The 17,115-nt window shown below is 76.9% G+C and carries 17 protein-coding genes; 9 read left to right on the forward strand and 8 right to left on the reverse strand.

Annotated features, from left to right (window positions below):
• Nucleotides 1-15: 15 nt before the first annotated feature.
• Together CP968_RS02170 and CP968_RS02175 are read right to left on the reverse strand one after the other, a co-directional pair.
• Nucleotides 16-1,701 carry an FAD-dependent monooxygenase gene (locus tag CP968_RS02170; RefSeq protein ID WP_150516360.1) on the reverse strand — a complete coding sequence of 562 codons (1,686 nt, stop codon included), beginning with the start codon at nucleotides 1,699-1,701 and terminating at the stop codon, nucleotides 16-18.
• 71 nt (nucleotides 1,702-1,772) lie between these two features.
• Nucleotides 1,773-2,183 (reverse strand): organic hydroperoxide resistance protein, encoded by a 411-nt coding sequence (locus CP968_RS02175; protein WP_150516361.1) that lies wholly within the window; start codon nucleotides 2,181-2,183, stop codon nucleotides 1,773-1,775.
• 133 nt (nucleotides 2,184-2,316) lie between these two features.
• Here CP968_RS02175 and CP968_RS02180 point away from each other — a divergent pair, with 133 nt between their 5' ends.
• On the forward strand, nucleotides 2,317-2,793 hold the full coding sequence (locus CP968_RS02180; protein WP_150516362.1) for a MarR family winged helix-turn-helix transcriptional regulator: 477 nt from the start codon (nucleotides 2,317-2,319) through the stop codon (nucleotides 2,791-2,793).
• Nucleotides 2,794-2,836: 43 nt separating this feature from the next.
• Here the strand turns inward: CP968_RS02180 and CP968_RS02185 are convergent, their stop codons facing one another.
• Nucleotides 2,837-3,145 (reverse strand): hypothetical protein, encoded by a 309-nt coding sequence (locus tag CP968_RS02185; protein WP_229885806.1) that lies wholly within the window; start codon nucleotides 3,143-3,145, stop codon nucleotides 2,837-2,839.
• Nucleotides 3,146-3,306: 161 nt separating this feature from the next.
• On the opposite strand from CP968_RS02185, the gene CP968_RS02190 reads away from it, so the two are divergent.
• Entirely contained in the window at nucleotides 3,307-4,341 is a 1,035-nt protein-coding gene (locus CP968_RS02190; protein ID WP_150516363.1) for a PHP domain-containing protein, read from the forward strand.
• A 27-nt stretch (nucleotides 4,342-4,368) separates the two neighbouring features.
• On the opposite strand, the gene CP968_RS02195 is transcribed toward CP968_RS02190, so the two are convergent.
• Both CP968_RS02195 and CP968_RS02200 read right to left on the reverse strand, forming a co-directional pair.
• Entirely contained in the window at nucleotides 4,369-5,784 is a 1,416-nt protein-coding gene (locus tag CP968_RS02195) for an FUSC family protein (RefSeq protein ID WP_150516364.1), read from the reverse strand.
• A 201-nt stretch (nucleotides 5,785-5,985) separates the two neighbouring features.
• A complete protein-coding gene (locus tag CP968_RS02200; protein ID WP_150516365.1) occupies nucleotides 5,986-6,438 on the reverse strand; it encodes a DUF7144 family membrane protein in 453 nt (150 codons plus the stop codon).
• Nucleotides 6,439-6,647: 209 nt separating this feature from the next.
• Here CP968_RS02200 and CP968_RS02205 point away from each other — a divergent pair, with 209 nt between their 5' ends.
• Both CP968_RS02205 and CP968_RS02210 read left to right on the forward strand, forming a co-directional pair.
• Nucleotides 6,648-6,941 carry a hypothetical protein gene (locus tag CP968_RS02205; RefSeq protein WP_150516366.1) on the forward strand — a complete coding sequence of 98 codons (294 nt, stop codon included), beginning with the start codon at nucleotides 6,648-6,650 and terminating at the stop codon, nucleotides 6,939-6,941.
• 277 nt (nucleotides 6,942-7,218) lie between these two features.
• Entirely contained in the window at nucleotides 7,219-8,343 is a 1,125-nt protein-coding gene (locus tag CP968_RS02210; protein WP_150516367.1) for an agmatine deiminase family protein, read from the forward strand.
• A gap of 25 nt (nucleotides 8,344-8,368) precedes the next feature.
• On the opposite strand, the gene CP968_RS02215 is transcribed toward CP968_RS02210, so the two are convergent.
• Entirely contained in the window at nucleotides 8,369-9,598 is a 1,230-nt protein-coding gene (locus CP968_RS02215) for an FAD-dependent monooxygenase (protein WP_150516368.1), read from the reverse strand.
• A gap of 134 nt (nucleotides 9,599-9,732) precedes the next feature.
• Nucleotides 9,733-10,617, reverse strand: a complete 885-nt coding sequence (locus tag CP968_RS02220; protein ID WP_229885807.1) for a UbiA family prenyltransferase — start codon at nucleotides 10,615-10,617, stop codon at nucleotides 9,733-9,735.
• A gap of 76 nt (nucleotides 10,618-10,693) precedes the next feature.
• On the opposite strand from CP968_RS02220, the gene CP968_RS02225 reads away from it, so the two are divergent.
• From CP968_RS02225 to CP968_RS02235, 3 genes are read left to right on the forward strand one after another with little or no spacing between them, the layout of a single operon-like run.
• Complete coding sequence (locus CP968_RS02225; RefSeq protein ID WP_150516369.1) at nucleotides 10,694-11,755, forward strand: type III polyketide synthase; 1,062 nt, start codon at nucleotides 10,694-10,696, stop codon at nucleotides 11,753-11,755.
• A gap of 5 nt (nucleotides 11,756-11,760) precedes the next feature.
• Entirely contained in the window at nucleotides 11,761-12,321 is a 561-nt protein-coding gene (locus CP968_RS02230) for an isoprenylcysteine carboxyl methyltransferase family protein (protein WP_150516370.1), read from the forward strand.
• The gene (locus CP968_RS02235; protein WP_150516371.1) at nucleotides 12,318-13,343 is read left to right on the forward strand and encodes an NAD(P)/FAD-dependent oxidoreductase; all 1,026 of its coding nucleotides are present in this window, start codon (nucleotides 12,318-12,320) and stop codon (nucleotides 13,341-13,343) included. The genes CP968_RS02230 and CP968_RS02235 overlap by 4 nt, the downstream gene beginning before the upstream one ends.
• A gap of 83 nt (nucleotides 13,344-13,426) precedes the next feature.
• On the opposite strand, the gene CP968_RS02240 is transcribed toward CP968_RS02235, so the two are convergent.
• Nucleotides 13,427-14,734 (reverse strand): hypothetical protein, encoded by a 1,308-nt coding sequence (locus CP968_RS02240; protein ID WP_150516372.1) that lies wholly within the window; start codon nucleotides 14,732-14,734, stop codon nucleotides 13,427-13,429.
• Between the two features lie 188 nt (nucleotides 14,735-14,922).
• Between CP968_RS02240 and CP968_RS02245 the strand changes: the two genes are divergently transcribed.
• Together CP968_RS02245 and CP968_RS02250 are read left to right on the forward strand one after the other, a co-directional pair.
• Nucleotides 14,923-16,632, forward strand: coding sequence for a carboxylesterase/lipase family protein (locus tag CP968_RS02245; protein WP_229885808.1), 1,710 nt, complete (start codon nucleotides 14,923-14,925; stop codon nucleotides 16,630-16,632).
• Nucleotides 16,629-17,114 (forward strand): HAD domain-containing protein, encoded by a 486-nt coding sequence (locus CP968_RS02250; RefSeq protein ID WP_150516373.1) that lies wholly within the window; start codon nucleotides 16,629-16,631, stop codon nucleotides 17,112-17,114. Before CP968_RS02245 ends, CP968_RS02250 begins: the two co-directional genes overlap by 4 nt.
• The last annotated feature ends 1 nt before the right edge of the window (nucleotide 17,115 follow it).

Consider the following 17,115-nt stretch of genomic DNA (forward strand, 5'->3'; position numbering starts at 1 on the left):
CGGCGACGACGCGGCCTAGGGCCCGTCGAAGGTGGCGGCCAGGGCGGCCGAGAGGTCTTGCGCGGTCGGCGGGCCGAGGCGGGCCGCCAGGTGTCCGTCGGGGCGGACCACGAACGCGGTCGGCCGGTCCACGGCGTAGAGGCGGGCGAACTCGCCCTGGGCGTCCCGGTGCACGGGCAGCGCCGCGCCGGGGTCGTCCGGGGCGTCGGGGGCGAGCACCGCGAAGGCGGTGGTCCGGCCCCCGGTGCGGTCGGCCGCCACCCGGGCGAGCTCCTCGAAGGCGCGCACGGCGTCGGATCCGCCGGTCGGCGGGCCGGCCCCGTAGAGGACCAGGACGTGTTCGCGGTCCCGGAGGAGGTCGAAGAGCCGGCGGGGGTGGGCGGTGATCGGGCCGGTGAGGCCGCCGCAGTCCGGTGCCCGGTCGCCGGGGCGCGGGCCGGCGGCGCCGTCCTCGCCCTGCGGCGGGCCGACGATCGGGCTGCCCCGGTAGGAGACGAGCAGTTGCGCCTCGCGCATCATGAGCACGGCCGGGTCCGCCGGGTCGGCCTGCACGCCCTCGGCGGCGTGGCGCAGGGTGCGGCCGACGACCTCCCGGCCGATCGGCCGCCGCTCGGCGTCGTAGCTGTCGAGGAGGCCGGGGGCGGCGGCGCCGTCGACGGCGAGCGCCAGTTTCCACGCCAGGTTCCAGGCGTCCTGGATGCCGGTGTTCATGCCCTGGGCGCCCGTGGGCGGATGGATGTGCGCCGCGTCCCCGGCGACGAACACCCGGCCGCGGCCGTAGCGGTCCACGATGCGGTGGCTGATCCGGAAGACGGAGGCCCAGCGGAGCGCGGACGCCGTGGCGGGCCGGGGGGCGAGCCGGTCCAAGGCCGCCTGGACGTCGGGCAGCGCGGGGGCCCGGCCGCTCTCCGGGCCGTGCGCCACGCCGTCGTCGGCGGCGGCCCCGGACGTCTCGTCGCCGCCCGCCGCGCCGTCGGCTGACGGCCCGGGCGGGACCAGCATCGACATGCGGTAGCGGCCCCGCCCGGGCAGCGGGATGCAGACCAGCAGGTCGTCGGTCCTGCCGTCGGCGTCCCGGTGCGTGGCGCGTACGCCGTACCCGTGCGGCAGGTCCCAGTCGACCTCGACGTCGGCGAGCATGTACGCCTCGGGGAGGGCGCCGCCCCCGAAATCGAGTCCCAGGCCCTTGCGGACGGTGCTGTGCGCCCCGTCGCAGCCGACCAGGTAGCGCGAGCGGACCTCCTCCCGCGTCCCCGAAGGGGTGCGCAGGAGGCTGGTCACGCCGCCGGCGTCCTGGGTGAACGAGACGAGCTCGGTGCCCCGTTCGATGCCGGTGCCGAAGCGCCCGAGGAAGGTCTCCAGGATGCGTTCGGTCTCGTACTGCGGGAGCGCCGCGAAGCCGTAGGGGACCTCGGGCGGCAGTACGAGGTCGGTGCGGGGCTGTGCGACGCCGTTGACGTACGTGAGCTGGCCGAGCATCGGGACGGCCGCGTCGAGGGCTTGGCGCACCAGGCCGTTGCGGTCCCACAGCTCCAGGGTGCGCGGCTGGACGCCCACCGCCTTGGCGTACGGCAGCCGCGCCGGGAGGCGGTCGACGATCCGGCAGCGGACGCCGCGCCGGCGCAGTTCGGAGGCGGCGGTGAGGCCCACCGGGCCGGCCCCCGCGATCAGCACGTCCGTCGCGTGGGTGTGGTGGTCCACGAGCACCTCCCGGCACGCGGCCCCGTACGGGTCCGGTCACCTCCCATGGTCACCGGGCCCGTGACGGGCTGCTACTCGATCACGAGCTCGACGGAGATGTTGCCGCGGGTGGCGCGGGAGTAGGGGCAGACCTCGTGGGCCTGCTCGACCAGCCGGGCGCCGGTCTCGCCGGCCAGGGAGTCGGGGAGCTCGACGCGCAGCACGACGGCCAGGCCGAAGGCCGGGCCGTCCTTGCCGATCGAGACCTCGGCGGTGACGGAGGCCTCGCTGGTGTCGGCCCCGGCCTGGCGGCCGACGAGGCCGAGGGCGCTGGCGAAGCAGGCCGCGTAGCCGGCGGCGAAGAGCTGCTCGGGGTTGGTGCCCTGGCCGTTGCCGCCCAGTGCCGGGGGCATGGCCAGGGCGAGGTCGATCTGTCCGTCGGAGCTGACGGCGCGGCCTTCGCGGCCGTTGGCGGTGGCCACGGCGGTGTACAGGGCGTCCATCGGGATTCCTCTCGCAGGGGTGGACCGGAGTGCGGGGCCGAAGGGGGTCGGCCCCGCCCCCTCAGTAGAGCATGCAATTGAGTTGTGCACAATTCAATGCCCCTCACGTCATCCCCCGGGTACACTCGCCGACATGACCCCCGAGCCGACCCCCACCGACCCCGACCAGGACTTCCTCCGCCTGGACGGACAGATCTGCTTCGCCCTGAACGCGGCGGGCCGGGCCTTCGGCGGCCTCTACCGCGTCGTCCTGAGGGACCTGGGGCTCACCTATCCGCAGTACCTGGTGATGCTGGTGCTGTGGGAGCACGGCGAGCTGCCGGTCAAGCGGATCGGGCAGTACCTGCGGCTCGACTCGGGGACGCTCTCGCCGCTGCTCAAGCGGCTGGAGGCGGCCGGCCTCGTGCGCCGCGAGCGCAGCACCGCCGACGAGCGGTCGGTCCACGCCCACCTCACCCCTCAGGGCGTGGCGCTGCGCGCCCGCGCGGTGGAGGTCCCCCGCAGGATCGCCGCCGCCACGGGCTTCGAGCTCGCCGAGATACGGGACCTCCAGGACCGGCTGGGCCGCCTGACGGCGGCGCTCGACGCCGCCGTCCCCCCGGAGGCCTGACGCGCACGGGACCGGCCGGGCCCGGACGCCCCCGCTTCCGGGCTCACGCCGGACCGGCGGCCTGGTCCCGGTTCTCGCGGGCGGTCAGCTGCCCCTGCACGAAGGCGTCGGTGTCCGGGGAGTAGGGGCCGCCGTGGTCGACCAGCAGGTCGGTGATGCGCTGCCACTCGGTCACGGTGGCGAGGGTGGCGTCGTCCGCCCCCTCCAGGTCGCCGGCCGTCTCCTCGGCGGCCTCCAGCGCGGCCGCGGTCTCGTGGTGCGTCATGCCGACCGCCTGCCGCCGCACCACGTCCCTCGCCGCGCGCTCCGCGTCGGAGGGCTCGTGCGCCTCGGTCGCCTCGTCCTCGGTCATGGGCCCGCCCTCTCTCGCGTCCTGCTCCGCTGCCTCTCGTCCGTCGCCCACCCACCTACCCCGGACCCGGTGGATCATCGCGCGACGGGCAGCCCGCGCGGGACCGGGGGCGGTGCGGTCACACTGGACCGGTCCGGTCGTCGATGCGGCGGAGGTACCCCATGGACCCGGTGGCGGCACTGGACCGGATCGCCTTCCTGCTGGAGCGCGCCCAGGCGCCCACCTACCGGGTTCGGGCCTTCCGCACGGCTGCGGCCACCCTCACCCGAATGGGTGAGCGGGAGACGGCCGAACGGGCCGCGGCCGGCTCGCTGGAGGCCGTCAGGGGCATCGGGCCCAAGACGGCCCGGGTCGTGCGGGAGGCACTCGCCGGGAAGGTGCCGGACTATCTGCAGACGCTGGAGGACGAGGCCGCCGCCCTCCCCGAGGGCCCGCCGACCACCCCGGCCGCCGCCGCCCTGCGGGCTGCCCTGCGCGGCGACTGCCACCTGCACTCGGACATGTCCGACGGCGGCAGCCCGGTCGAGGCGATGGGTCGCGCGGCGGCCTCGCTCGGCCACGCGTGGGCGGTGCTCACCGACCACTCGCCGCACCTGACGATCGCCCGGGGCCTCTCCCCCGAGCGGCTGCGCGGTCAGCTGGAGCTGGTCGCGGAACTGAACGCGACGTGGGCCCCGTTCCGGCTGCTGACCGGCATCGAGTGCGACATCATGCCCGACGGCTCGCTGGACCAGGAGCCGGAACTGCTGGAGCGGCTCGACGTCGTCGTCGGCTCCGTCCACTCCAAGCTCCGGATGGAGGCTCCCGCGATGACCCGCCGGCTCCTCGGCGCGGTGCGCAACCCCCTGATGGACGTCCTGGGCCACTGCACGGGCCGTCTGGTGACCGGCCGCACCCGGCCCGAGTCGCGGTTCGACGCCGAGCGGGTCTTCGCAGCCTGCGCGGAGGCCGGGACCGCCGTGGAGATCAACAGCAGGCCCGAACGGCTGGACCCGCCCCGGCGGCTGCTGCGGCTCGCCGTGGCGTCCGGCACCTTCTTCGCCATCGACACCGACGCGCACGCCCCGGGCCAGCTCGACTGGCAGGTCCTGGGCTGCGAACGGGCCGTGGAGTGCGGTGTCCCGACCGAACGCGTCGTCAACACCTGGAACGCCGACCAGCTGCTGACCTGGACCCGGACCCGGCGCGCCCCGTGAGGCCCGGGGGCCCGCGGCGGTGCGACATCACGGCAGGGGCCGCTCCGGGACCCGGGCCCGCGCCTCCTCCAAGGCCCGGCGCGCCGCCTCCCCCGTCGTGCCGAGCTCCATCCCGGTGAGCCGCGCGGCCACCGTGTCCAGCCGCGCCGCGCCCCGCCGCAGCTCGCGGGCGGGCAGGCCGGAGGTCTCGTAGGGGCGGTACGCGGTCACCGCCGAACGGAGCCGGTCCGCGGCGGCCAGCGCGGCCGCCGCGTCCGGGTGGGGCCGGTCGAGGCCGTCCAGCGCCGCCCGCAGTTCTCCGGCCGCCTGCTCGGCCACCCGCACGCGCCGCTCCCGCGCCGGCGCCGGACCGTACTGCGCGACGGTCGCGACGCGCTCCAGGAAGCGGGCGTGGGTCTCCAGCAGCGTCTGGAGCCGCTCGGGGATCCTGCGCTCCGCGCGGGCGGGCCACAGGTACAGCACGGTCACCGCGGCGAGCCCGGCGCCGAGCGCGTTGTTCGCCAGGCGCTGGAGGACGTCGCTCCACACCACGTGGGCGGTGAAGTCGGTGAGCAGCAGGAGGACGGGCGTGCCGAAGACGGGCCAGAAGCCGTAGTTCCAGCCCCGCATGGGCCGCGCGATGCCCGCGCACACCGTGAGGGCGACGGCCTCGGCGAGCGGCCGTCCGGAGGTCAGCGCCAGCAGGGCCACGGCCAGCGCGCAGCCGAGCACGAGTCCGACGAGCCGCTTGGCGATGCGGGTCCGGGTCGCGCCCCAGCTGGGCCGCAGCGTGGTGGCGATGCCGATCAGGGCCCACCCGGCGTGCGGTACGTCCAGCAGGGTCAGGGCCGCGTAGGTGGCGGTGAAGCAGACGCAGATGCGGACGGCGTAGCGCACCCGGGGGTCGCCGACGGCCACCGCGCGCCGCAGCTCCGCGCACGGGCCGGGCGCGCGCGGAGGCGGCTCGGGCCGCTCCGGGGGCGGCGTCCCGTAGGGCCCGCCGAGGAACGGGACCAGCAGGATGGCGGCGGCCCAGAGCGTGCCCGCCCCGAAGAGCAGCAAGTGCTCGCGGGTGCCCGCCACCGGCTGCGGTCCGGTGGCCATGACCAGCGCGATCAGCGGGGTGACGCCGAACGCGGCCAGCGGCGCCAGCAGGCACAGCACGGCGGAGGCGAGGAGCACGGCCCAGAGCCGGTCGCCGACGAGCGGCCCCACCCAGGTCGTGCCGGTGAGCAGGGCCGACCGGAAGAGGAGCTGCCGCAGCCGGCCTGCCGGGGTGGCGCGGGGTTCGGCGAGGGAGGCGAGCCAGGCTCCGAGCGAGACCACCACGGCCTGATCGGTACGTCCGGCGACCGCTCCGGCCAGCACCGGGACGCCGACCATCGCGGCCATCCCCAGCGCGAGGTGCCGGTCGTAGCGGCCGTCGCGCTCCCGGAGGAGGTAGAGCGCGGCCAGCCCGCGCACCCCCGGGCCGAGGGACCGGAGGAGGCCGGGGCCAGGGCCGGGGGCGGTGCCCGGGGTGCGCCGGATGGCGGGCCCCGGCTCAGGCCGGGCCGCGGGGCGCGCCCGCGGACGCCGCGCGCCGGGGCTCCCGGGCACGGGCTGCGGCCCCCGCGTCCGCCGCCGCCCGTGCGTTCCGGGCCGGTGTGCCGGGCGCGGCCGGGCTCACGCGGCGGGCCCGGTCCGGTCGTCGGCCAGGGCCCAGATCACGAAGAGGTCGATCGCGATGACGACGACGGCCCAGAGGGGCTGGTACGGCAGCCACATGAAGTTCGCGATGATGCTGAGCGCCGCCATCGCGATGCCGACGTAGCGCGCCCACGCGTGTCCGCCGAGGATGCCGACGCCGGTGCAGAGCAGGATCACCCCGAGGATCAGGTGGATCCAGCCCCAGGAGGTCAGGTCGAAGCGGAACGTGTAGTCGCCGACGCCCTGGTAGACGTCGCCGTTGGCGATGGCGCCGATGCCGTTGAGCACGGCGAGCACGCCGTCGACGAAGAGCAGGACGCCGGCGAACACGACGCCGCCGCCCGTCCACCCGGGGGTGTCGTGGCCCCTGCCGGGCCTGGCCGGACGCGGCGTCGGCGCCCCGGACGGGGTCGCGGTCTGGTGGGCCATGACAGCCTCCTTGGCCGAGCACACCCCGAGCGGGCGCGTCCGCGGTCGCGGCGCGGGTCCGACGATCCGCCGCCCCGGCCGGACCCGCCACCGGGTGCGGCCGTTCGGGTGAACCCCCGGGTGCGCGGGCGGGAGCGGGGTCGGCGATCATGGGCGCCGATCACGGGCGGCGTCCGCCGCCCGACCGCCGAGAGGAGGGCTCGTCCCACATGAGCCGATGGATCGTCCTGGCCACGCCCCTGTCCGGGATGCCGGACACCGCCCGGGACACCAAGGTCCTCCGGGAGCTGACCGGGACCGCGGAGGAGGCCGCCCACACCCTGCTGGAGCAGGCCCACACCTTCGACGGGCGGGTGTGGAAGGTGTCGCGCAGGGAGGTCTTCCGGCACACCGACCGGTCCGTCTACCTGCGGCTGACCGGACGGTTCAGCACCTTCGGCTACCTGCTGCAGCTCGCCGAGCTCGTCTCCGACAGCGCGGCGCCGTCCGCGACCGCCCCGTAGGCCCTCTTCGGGCGCGGGTCCGCCGGTCCGGCCGCGGGTGGAGCGGTGCACGGCGCCCCCGCCGCCGGCGCCGGTGCCGATCTGCACGGGCCCGACGTCCCGCCGGGCCCGGCCGGGCCCGGGGGGCGGAGCCGCGGGTGAGCCGGCCCGCACCCCGCCGACCGGCGACACCCCGCTCGGCCGCGGGCTCGCTCCGCCCGTCGCCTTGACTGAATTTTCAGTCAGTGACACAGTCGGATCACGCCGCCCCCGCACACACCCGTCCGGAGTGACACCCATGAGCGCATCCCACGGCCCCGGCCGCTCCCTCCTCGGCCGGCTGTTCGGTTCCGCCGAGCCGTCCCGGGACCGGGCCGACCGCGCGGGCCGCGCCGACCGCGCACGTGCGGGCGAGGCGCTCTGGCGGGTGGACCGGGACGACGTGCCGCACGCCCGTACGTGGATGTCCTGGCCGTCCCGCACCTCCCTCTGGGGCAGCAGGCGGCTGGCCGGGGTCCAGGAGGACATCGCACTGATCGCCCGGACGATCGCGCGCTACGAGCCGGTGGTCCTGTGCGCACCGGACGCCGGGACGGCCGCGGCCGCGCGCGCCCGGTGCGGTTACGGGGTCACGGTGACCACGGCCGTCCCCACCGACGACCTCTGGATGCGCGACACCGCTCCGGTCTTCCGGCGAGACGGCCGCGGCGGGCTCGACGCCGTCGGCCTGAACTTCAACGGGTGGGGCGGCAAGCAGACCCACTCCCTCGACTCCGATGTCGCGGAGCTCGTCGCGGCCGACGGCGGCCTCCCGTTCAGCAGGGCGGACTTCGTCGGCGAGGGCGGTGCGGTCGAGACCGACGGCGACGGCACCGTGCTGGCCACGGAGAGCAGCCTCGTCAACGACAACCGCAACCGCGGCATGAGCCGCGCCGAGATCGAGGACGCCGTCCTCGACGCCTACGGTGCGGACCGGATGATCTGGGTACCGGGCGTGAGGGGCAAGGACATCACGGACGACCACATCGACGTGACCTCGCGGTTCGTCCGCCCGGGCGTCGTGCTGGTGCAGGTCCCGCCGGCCGGCCGCAACGACGTGTGGGCGCGGGACGCCCGGGAGCAGTTCTCGCTCCTCTCCCGCGCCACGGACGCCGGGGGACGGCGGCTGGAGGTCATTGCGGTGCACGGCCCCGACACGGTCCGGTCGAAGGACCCGCAGTTCGTCGACTCCTACCTCAACTTCCACGTGGTGAACGGAGCGGTCATCACGGCGCGGTTCGGCGACGAGGCGAGGGACGCGGCCGCCCGGAACACCCTGTCGGAGGCCTTCCCCGGCCGCGCCGTCGTCCAGCTCGACGTCGACCGGCTCATGGGCGGCGGTGGCGGGATCCACTGCTCCACGATGGCCGAGCCCCTCCCGTAGACCCGACGCCGACGCCCCGGGCCGCTCAGGCCGGAGGGTTCGGCGGGAGCGGGTAGGCCGGCAGGTCGATCGCGTCGGCGGGCGGGGTGAACCACCTCGACGCCAGGCCGCCCAGGCGGGCGGCGGCCGGGGTGCCGGCGATCCTCAGAACGGTGTTCATCGCGGCGAGCCCGGTGCGGCTGCGCGGGTTGGCGATGCGCGGGGCGCCGGGCGGGAGCTTCTGGGCCTGGTCCACGTACGGGCGCATCACCTCCTCGTAGCGGGCGAACGCGGTGCGGTACGGGTGGGCGGCGAGCTCGCCGGCGAGGACGTAGGCGCCGGTGAGGGCGAGGCTCGTGCTCATGCCGCTGATCGGGGAGGAGCAGTAGGCCGCGTCCCCGAGCAGGGCCACGCGTCCGCTGGTCCACGAGGGCATGCGGGCCTGGCCGACGGCGTCGAAGTAGAGCGGGGCGTCGTCGAGGGCGGCGAGCACGCGGGGCGCAGCCCAGCCGACGTCGGCGAAGGTGCGGCGCAGGACCATGACGAGGTCGTCGCGGTCGAGGTCGTCGAGGCCCCGGACGTCGGAGAGGAAGGAGAGCGTGGCCCGGATGGTGCCGAGGTTGTCCGGTCGCAGGGTGACGCTGCGGCCGCGGCCGGCGCTGTGCCAGCGCCACAGGTCGGTGTCGTCGTCCGTGCGGGGGATGGTCAGGTAGGCGACGTAGAAGTCGAGTTCGCGCACGGCGTCGGTGTCGGGGAAGACCAGCGACCGGGTGCGGGAGCGCAGGCCCTCGGCGATGACCACCAGGTCGAAGGTGCGGGTGGCGCCGCGGTCGAACGTGACCGTGACCCCGCCCTCGTCCTCGGTCCCGCCGCCGCTGTCGTCGAGGGCCACGATCCGGTCGCCGAAGAGGTACTCGGTGTCCTCGCGGGTGCGGTCGACGATGATGCGGGACAGCTGGCCGCGCAGGATCTCCAACTCGGCGGTGGCGCCGCCGGAGTCGGAGGTCCCGGCCGCGAAGCGGGCGAGGGGGGCTCCGGTCGCGTCGACGAACTCGGTGCCGGTCTCGCCGGTCGAGGCGGCGCGGATGGCGTCCTCGATGCCCATGCGGCGGGCGACCTCGCGGCCGGCCCCGCGGACGTCGATGTTCTGGCCGTCCTCGCGGAGTTCGGCGAAGCGCTCGACGACGGTGGTCCGCCAGCCCCGGGCGTTGAGCCAGTAGGCCAGGGCGGGTCCGGCGATGCTCGCTCCGGAGATCAGGACGGTGGGTGAGCGCATGGGAACCCTTCGACGAAGTGACTTCGAGAGTAGGTGCTGGCCGGCCCGCCCACCGCGTCGGCTTCGCACCGCGTCGTGGCCTTGCCCCCGGGCCGCCGCGCGGTGCACCACGGCGACCGGGCCCGCCGCCGGGCTCAACCCGTCCCGCGGAGCCGCACCACCAGCAGGACGGCGTCCGCGCCGGCCACGGCCATCACGGCCAGGAACGGAAGCCGTCCGCCGGCGCCGCGGCCGGCCGCGAGGGCCGTCGCGGCCAGCGCGGCCGTCGACACCAGCAGCCCCCAGCCGTACGCGGTCACCGGCCCCGGCGGTCCCACGGCCAGGACGGCCGTCGAGCCGAGGACGAGGAGCGCGGCGGTGGCGGCCGAGCGCCGGGCACCGAGGCGTTGGGGCAGGCCCCTGATGCCGGTGGCGAGGTCGTCGGCGATGTCGGGCAGGACGTTGGCGAAGTGGGCGCCCGCACCGAGCAGGGCGGCGCCGGCCGTGAGCCACGGCGGCGGCCACGGGGCCCCGGGCAGGCCCAGCGTCACGAAGGCGGGCAGGAGGCCGAAGGCGACGGCGTACGGGAGCCAGGAGGCGGCCGTCGCCTTCAGCTTGAGGTTGTACGCCCAGGCGGCCGCCACCGCGACGAGGTGCACCGCGCCGGCCGCCCACCCGGTGGCCAGCGACAGCGGGACGCAGAGCGCCAGGGCCAGGCCGGCTGCGCCGGCCACGGCGGCGGGTGGCACCGTGCCCGCGGCCAGGGGCTTGTCCCGGCGGCCGGTGGCCAGGTCGCGCCGGAGGTCGGCGCGGTCGTTGCACCAGCCCACCGAGAGCTGGCCGGCGGCGACGGCTCCGACGGTCGCGGCGGCTCCGGGCAGCCCGCGCCCCACGGCGGCCGTCAGCGCGGCGGCGAGCAGGGTGACCGCGGCCGCGGGCAGCGGATGGCAGGCGGCGAGCAGCCCGGACAGGGCGCGGCCGGGGCTGCCGGCGGAGGCAGTCGGCGGGGCGGGGCGGGGTCTTGCGAGGCGCGCGGGCACGGGGTCACGGTATGCGGCGCCGCGCCCGGCCGGCCCGATTCATCACGAAGTGTCAGTTATTTCCTATGGTGATCGAATGACACGTGTCCTGGCAGTGAGCAGCGTGTTCCCTCCCCACCGCCACCCGCAGTCCGAGATCACGGCGGCGCTCGCCGGCTTCCTCCCGGCGGGCGCCGACAGCGCCCTGCTGCGGCGGGTGCACGCCTCGGCCCGGGTGGAGTTCCGGCACCTCGCGCTCCCCCTGGAGCGGTACGGGCCCGGCAACGACTTCGGCACGACGAACGCGCTGTTCGTCGACGCGGCCCTCGACCTCGCCTCCCGGGCCCTCGAACACGTCCTCGCGCGGACCGGACTGACGGCCCGCGAGCTCGACCTGGTCATGTCGACGACGGTGACCGGGCTCGCGACCCCCTCGCTGGAGGCCCGCCTCGCCACCCGGGCCGGTCTGCGCCCCGACGTGCGCCGGGTGCCGCTCTTCGGCCTCGGCTGCGCGGCGGGGGCGGCCGGCCTCGGCCACGTCCACGACCACCTGGCGGGCCACCCGGACCACGCGGCGCTGCTGCTGTCCACCGAGCTCTGCTCGCTCACCCTCCAGGCCGCGGACACCTCGATGGCGAACCTGGTGGCCGGCGCCCTGTTCGGCGACGGCGCGGGCGCGCTGCTGGCCGTGGGCCGCGGGCACCCGCTGCACGCCACCGCTCCCGGCCCCACCGTGGTGGCCTCGCGCAGCCGGCTGTATCCGGGCACCGAGCACCTCCTGGGCTGGGACATCGGGCACTGGGGCTTCCGCATGGTGCTGGGCCGCGAACTGCCCGACCTGGTGCGGCTGCACGTGGCCGAGGAGGTCGAGACGTTCCTCGCGGCGCACGACCTCAAGCCCGGGGACGTGGACGCCTGGATCTGCCACCCGGGCGGGCCCAAGGTCCTCGACGTGCTGGAGGACGCGCTGTCGCTGCCGCCGTCGGCCTTCGCCGCGAGCCGCCGTTCGCTGGCGGCCGTGGGCAACCTGTCCTCGGCCTCCGTCCTGCACATCCTGAGCGGCCTGCTGGAGTCGGGGCCGCCGCCGCCCGGATCGGTCGGGCTGATGCTCGGCTTCGGTCCGGGCTTCGCCTCCGAACTCGTCCTGCTGCGGTGGTGACCCCCATGACCTGGTACCTGCTCCTCATCGGCCTCGTCTGCGCCGAACGCCTCGCCGAGCTCGTCACGGCCCGCCGCCACCGCGCGTGGAGCCTGGCCCGGGGCGGCGTCGAGCACGGCAGCGGCCATTACCCGGCGATGGTCGCCCTGCACACCGCCCTGCTGGCGGGCTGCGTCGTGGAACCCCTGGCGGCCGGGCGCCCGTTCGTCCCCGCGGTCGGCTGGCCGGCCCTCGCGGTGGCCCTGGCGGCCCAGGTGCTGCGCTGGTGGTGCATCCGCACCCTCGGGCCGCGCTGGAACACCCGGGTGGTCGTCGTGCCGGGGCTGCCGCTGGTGGCGTCCGGGCCGTACCGGCTGCTGCCGCACCCCAACTACGTGGCGGTCGTCCTGGAGGGCGTCGCGCTGCCGCTGGTGCACACCGCCTGGCTGACCGCGCTGGGCTTCACCGTGCTGAACCTGGCCCTGCTGCGCGTGCGCGTCCGCTGCGAGGACGCCGCGCTGGCCGTGGCGGCCCGGCCGGCCGCGCCCGCCTCCGTACCGGCGCCGGCGACGGGCGCGGCCGGATGATCGACCTGCTGGTCGTGGGCGGCGGGCCGGCCGGGCTGGCCACCGCCATCCACGGCGCCCTCGCCGGGATGCGGGTGGTGGTCGCGGAACCGCGCCCGACCCCCATCGACAAGGCCTGCGGCGAGGGCCTGATGCCCGGTGCGGCCCGCCGTCTGCGGGAGCTGGGCGTACCCGTCGGCGGGCAGCCCTTCCACGGCATCCGCTACGTCGACGCGGTGAGCGGCCGGCGGGCCGAGGGGCTGTTCCGCCACGGCCCCGGGCTGGGCGTGCGCCGCACCGCCCTCCAGTCGGCGCTGGCCGAACGCGCCGACCGGCTCGGGGTCCGGGTGGTGGCGCGCCGGGTGGACGAGGTCCGGCAGGACGAGGACCGGGTCCACGCCGCGGGCATCAGCGCCCGCTACCTCGTCGCGGCGGACGGGCTGCACTCCCCCGTGCGGCGCGCCATGGGCCTGAGCGCACCGCCCGTCGCCGGCCGCCCCGCGCGCTACGGGCTGCGGCGGCACTACGACGTCGCGCCGTGGAGCGAACTCGTCGAGGTGCACTGGGCGGAGCGCTGCGAGGCGTACGTGACCCCGCTGGCGCCCGACCGGATCGGCGTGGCCCTGCTGACCTCGGAGCACGCGCCGTTCGACGTCCAGCTGGCCCGTTTCCCGCTGCTGTCGGCGCGGCTGCCCGGACCGGCCGGATCGGCGGTGCGCGGTGCGGGGCCGCTGCGCCAGGGGTCGCGGGTCCGGGTCGCCGGGCGCGTGCTGTTCGTGGGGGACGCCGCGGGGTACGTGGACGCGTTGACCGGCGAGGGCCTCACCCTGGCCGTGACCGCGGCCGGCGAACTGGTGCGGTGCGTGCGGGAGGGTCGGCCGGAGGCGTACGAGCGGGCCTGGCGGGAGCTGTCGCGCAGCTACCGCACGCTGACCGCGTCGCTGCTCTGGGCCCGCGAACGGCCGCCGCTGGCCCGGCGGATCGTCCCGCTGGCCGCCCGGTGGCCGCAGCTCTTCACCGGCGCGGTGAACCTGCTCGCGTGACGCGCCGGGGGCGGCGCACGCGGAGCGGCACCCCGCGCCGGTGGCGCGGGGTGCCGCTTCTCCGCGGGGAGCCGGTCCGGCCGTCAGGCCGGGTCCTCCTGGCGGTTCCTCAGCGCCAGTCCGGCCAGGACCGCGCCGGCCGCGGCGCACATCACCGTGACGATGCCGGCCCAGGCCAGGGTGCCGCCCAGGGCCGAGGCCAGCGGGTCGTAGTGCGCCACGCCGCCCACCACGTGCAGGGCGACGACGCCGAGGGCCGTGAGCGCCCCCACCCGCCACACCGTCGGGGTGTCCCGGACGGCGAGCAGCACGCCCGCGCCGAGGCACAGCACGGTGACGACGATCGGCAGGAGCTCCGCCGGGGACGCCGACGGCGGGACCGTCAGGTCCGCGGGCAGGTGCAGCGCGCCCGTGACCAGCAGGGCGATCGCCACGGGCCAGCGCAGCACGTGCCGCAGGGCGGACGAACCCGGTGCGCGCGGAGCCGACGCGGCGTGCGGGACGGGGGCCGCGCGGGGGTGCGGCTCCTTCGCCGGGGGCGCCTCGGACGGTTCCCGGTGGCGGGGTGCCCGCGCCTGCGCGTCCCGCGCGGGCCGCGGGGCGGGGCCGGCGGGGTGCGCGTCGGGTGCGGCCGGCCCGTCGGTGCCGAGGATGGTCACCAGCCGGGCCACGTCCTCGATGGACCGCCCGACCGCCGCGGCCTGCAGCGTGACGTCGGCCTCGTCCACCTCGTGCGGGGGCTCGCCCAGGAGGGCGAGCATCTGCCGCACCTCGTCCACGGGACGGGTCACGGCGGCGGTGCGCAGTGCCTCGTACCCGGGGTCGGGCTGCCCGTTGTCCTTGAGGATGCTCACCAGTGCGGTGACCTCTTCGAGCGGGCGGCAGGTGGCGACGGCGTCGACCAACGTCCTTATGGTCGCCGCGCCGGGCCCGTCCGGGACGGGTGCCTCCGGATCGGGGGCGTCCGGGACGGGCGCCCCGGCGACCGGGGCCTGCGGATCCGCGCCGGCCGGCACGGCGGCCGGCTCCGCAGGAGCCGGCGCGGCAGGCGCGGGCGCGACAGGGGCCGGGGCCGGGGCGGCCGCCGCCGAGACGAGCGGTGCCGAGGCGGCCGGCGCCGAGACGACCGGCGCCGGTGCGGCGGGTGCGGCCGCGATCGGGCCCGCCGGCGGCGGCGCTTCCGGGAGCGGATCCGCCCGGACGGCGGCGTCCGGGAGGGGGTCCGCCCGGACGGGGGTGTCGGCGACCGGGGCGACCGGGGCGGGAGCGGCCGCTGTCGGAGGGGCGACCGCGACCGGGGTGACCGGTTCGAGGACGGCCGGGACGGGAGAGTCGGGGAACCCGTGGCGGGCTTCGGTGTCCGTCGCCGCGAGCGTGATGGGGTCATTCATCGGAAGCTCCGTTCGCCGACGTACGGGTCTACGCGTCGCACGCCGGTCATCGTGCGTCATGGGATGAGCACGCTTTGTTACATTTAGTGCCAGATTCGTTCACTGCGCCATTTGGGGCGCGCAAACGGGGCTCCGCGCAGGCGCCGCCCGGGCTCCGGCCGGGTCTCACCGGGAAAGGTCGTCGCACCGTGACCGCCACGCAGCCCATCCGACGCCGGGCCCTCGCCCTGCCCGCGGCCCTGCTGTTGCTGCTCGCGGGCGCCGGTGCCGCGCCCGCCGCCGGCTCCGGTCCCGGACCGGCGCGGCCCGTCGTGGAGACCGGCCGGGGGGCGGTGCTCGGGCGGGCGCACGGCGCGTACGACACCTTCGAGGGGGTCCCGTACGCCGCTCCCCCGACCGGCCCGGACCGCTGGCGGCTCCCGCGGCCCGCACCGCGCTGGCAGGGGGTGCGGGACGCGGGCGCCCCCGGGGCGCGCTGCGTGCAGCTGCCCGCGCTCGGGCCCGGCGGGCCGAGCGGTTCGGAGGACTGCCTGTTCCTGAACGTCACCGCGCCGGCGGCCCGCGACCGCGGGCCGCTGCGGCCCGTGATGGTCTGGTTCCACGGCGGCGGCTTCGTCAACGGGGCGGGCGACTCCTACCGCCCGGACCGCCTCGCCGTCCTCGGCGACGCGGTGGTCGTCACGGTGAACTACCGGCTCGGCGTCTTCGGGTTGTTCGGCCACCCGGAACTCGGCGGGGCGCCGGACTTCGCCCTCGCCGACCAGCAGGCCGCGCTGCGCTGGGTCCGGCAGAACGCGGCCCGCTTCGGCGGCGACCCGGGCGCGGTCACGGTGTTCGGCGAGTCGGCGGGCGGGCTGAGCGTCTGCGCCCACCTGGTCTCGCCCGCCTCGGCAGGGCTCTTCCAACGGGCGATCGTGCAGAGCGGCTCGTGCTCGACCACGATGCCGCCCCGGTCCCTGCTGCCCGGCCTCGGCACGTACCGGCCCTTCGCGCCGCAGCGGCGCGCGGTGGAGGCCGGAACCGCCACCGCGGCGGCGCTCGGCTGCGCCCGGCCGGCGCGGGGAGCGTCCGGGACGGCGCTGGACTGCCTGCGCCGGCTGGACCCCGGCCGGCTCGCCACCACCGAGCTGATGCAACGCTTCTCCTCCGTCTCCTACGGCACGGCCCTGCTGCCCGAGGAGCCCCGACGGGCCCTGCGGGCGGGCCGGTTCCACCGGGTGCCGGTGGTGCAGGGCACCACGCGCGACGAGATGCGCATCTTCGTCGGGCAGACCCTGGCGGCCTACCCGATCGGCGACGCCGCCGCCTACCGGGCCCGGCTGGAGCGCTCGTTCGACGCCCGGACCGCCCGCGCCGTCGGGGCGCGGTACCCGGTGACGGCCTATCCGACGCCCGCGGTCGCGTGGTCCGCGCTGCTCTCGGACGCCTCGTTCACCTGCCCGGCCCTGCGGGACACGGCGGCACTGGCCCGGTACGTACCGACGTACTCCTACCTCTTCGCGGACGGCGACGCACCCGACGCCACGGGCCTGCCGGAGCGGCCCGAGCTGCCGTACGGCGCCTCGCACGGCTTCGAACTGCCCTACCTGTTCAGCTCGGTGCCGCTGGCCGCCCCCCAACGCGCGCTGTCCGAGGCGATGATCGGCTACTGGACCCGTTTCGCCCGTACGGGCCGACCCGGTTCGGCCCCCGGCGCCCCGCCCTGGGAGCCCCACCGCTCGCCGTCCTCCGTCCTGTCCCTGGCACCGGGCCCCGGCGGCATCCGCACCGTGGACGCACGGACGCGGCACCACTGCGCCCTGTGGGACGCCCGGTGGCCCGACCCCCGGCCCGGCACGTCCGGGATCGCGGGGCCGTGGACCGTCGCGGAGGTCACGGCGGCTACGGTGCCGCCATGACCCCCGCACCCGCCCCTCCCCCGCTCCTCTACCTGGACGTGGACGGCCCGCTCGTCCCCTTCGGCGCGGGCCCGTACCCGCCCGCCGACGACCCCAACCCGCTCCTCGCCCGCATCGACCCGTCCCTCGGGCCGGGGCTGGCCGCGCTCGACTGCGTACCGGTGTGGGCCACGACGTGGATGGCGGGGGCGAACCGGTGGGTCGCGCCCCGGCTCGGCCTGCCCGCACTGCCGGTGGTGGAGTGGCCGGAGCCTTCCGCGGAGGACGGGCGGGGCGGGGTGCACTGGAAGACCCCGGCCCTCGTCGCGCACGCGGCCGGGCGGGACTTCGTCTGGGTCGACGACGAGATCACCGGCGCCGACCGGGCCTACGTGGCCGCACGGCACCCCGGCCGGGCGCTGCTGTACCGCGTCGATCCCGGCCGGGGCCTGACCGGTCGGGATCTGCTCGTGCTGGAGGAGTGGCTGCGCGCCGGACCGTAGG

The sequence above is a fragment of the Streptomyces subrutilus genome (genome assembly GCF_008704535.1).
Taxonomy (GTDB): domain Bacteria; phylum Actinomycetota; class Actinomycetes; order Streptomycetales; family Streptomycetaceae; genus Streptomyces; species Streptomyces subrutilus.

Excerpts from the sequence above, each read along its gene's own strand:
- CP968_RS02210 (WP_150516367.1), top strand. The coding sequence starts at position 7,219 with ATGAGCGCATCCCACGGCCCCGGCCGCTCCCTCCTCGGCCGGCTGTTC.
- CP968_RS02180 (WP_150516362.1), top strand. The coding sequence starts at position 2,317 with ATGACCCCCGAGCCGACCCCCACCGACCCCGACCAGGACTTCCTCCGC.
- CP968_RS02235 (WP_150516371.1), top strand. The coding sequence starts at position 12,318 with ATGATCGACCTGCTGGTCGTGGGCGGCGGGCCGGCCGGGCTGGCCACC.
- CP968_RS02205 (WP_150516366.1), top strand. The coding sequence starts at position 6,648 with ATGAGCCGATGGATCGTCCTGGCCACGCCCCTGTCCGGGATGCCGGAC.
- CP968_RS02230 (WP_150516370.1), top strand. The coding sequence starts at position 11,761 with ATGACCTGGTACCTGCTCCTCATCGGCCTCGTCTGCGCCGAACGCCTC.
- CP968_RS02200 (WP_150516365.1), bottom strand. The coding sequence starts at position 6,438 with ATGGCCCACCAGACCGCGACCCCGTCCGGGGCGCCGACGCCGCGTCCG.
- CP968_RS02175 (WP_150516361.1), bottom strand. The coding sequence starts at position 2,183 with ATGGACGCCCTGTACACCGCCGTGGCCACCGCCAACGGCCGCGAAGGC.
- CP968_RS02215 (WP_150516368.1), bottom strand. The coding sequence starts at position 9,598 with ATGCGCTCACCCACCGTCCTGATCTCCGGAGCGAGCATCGCCGGACCC.
- CP968_RS02225 (WP_150516369.1), top strand. The coding sequence starts at position 10,694 with ATGACACGTGTCCTGGCAGTGAGCAGCGTGTTCCCTCCCCACCGCCAC.
- CP968_RS02250 (WP_150516373.1), top strand. The coding sequence starts at position 16,629 with ATGACCCCCGCACCCGCCCCTCCCCCGCTCCTCTACCTGGACGTGGAC.
- CP968_RS02190 (WP_150516363.1), top strand. The coding sequence starts at position 3,307 with ATGGACCCGGTGGCGGCACTGGACCGGATCGCCTTCCTGCTGGAGCGC.
- CP968_RS02185 (WP_229885806.1), bottom strand. The coding sequence starts at position 3,145 with ATGACCGAGGACGAGGCGACCGAGGCGCACGAGCCCTCCGACGCGGAG.
- CP968_RS02240 (WP_150516372.1), bottom strand. The coding sequence starts at position 14,734 with ATGAATGACCCCATCACGCTCGCGGCGACGGACACCGAAGCCCGCCAC.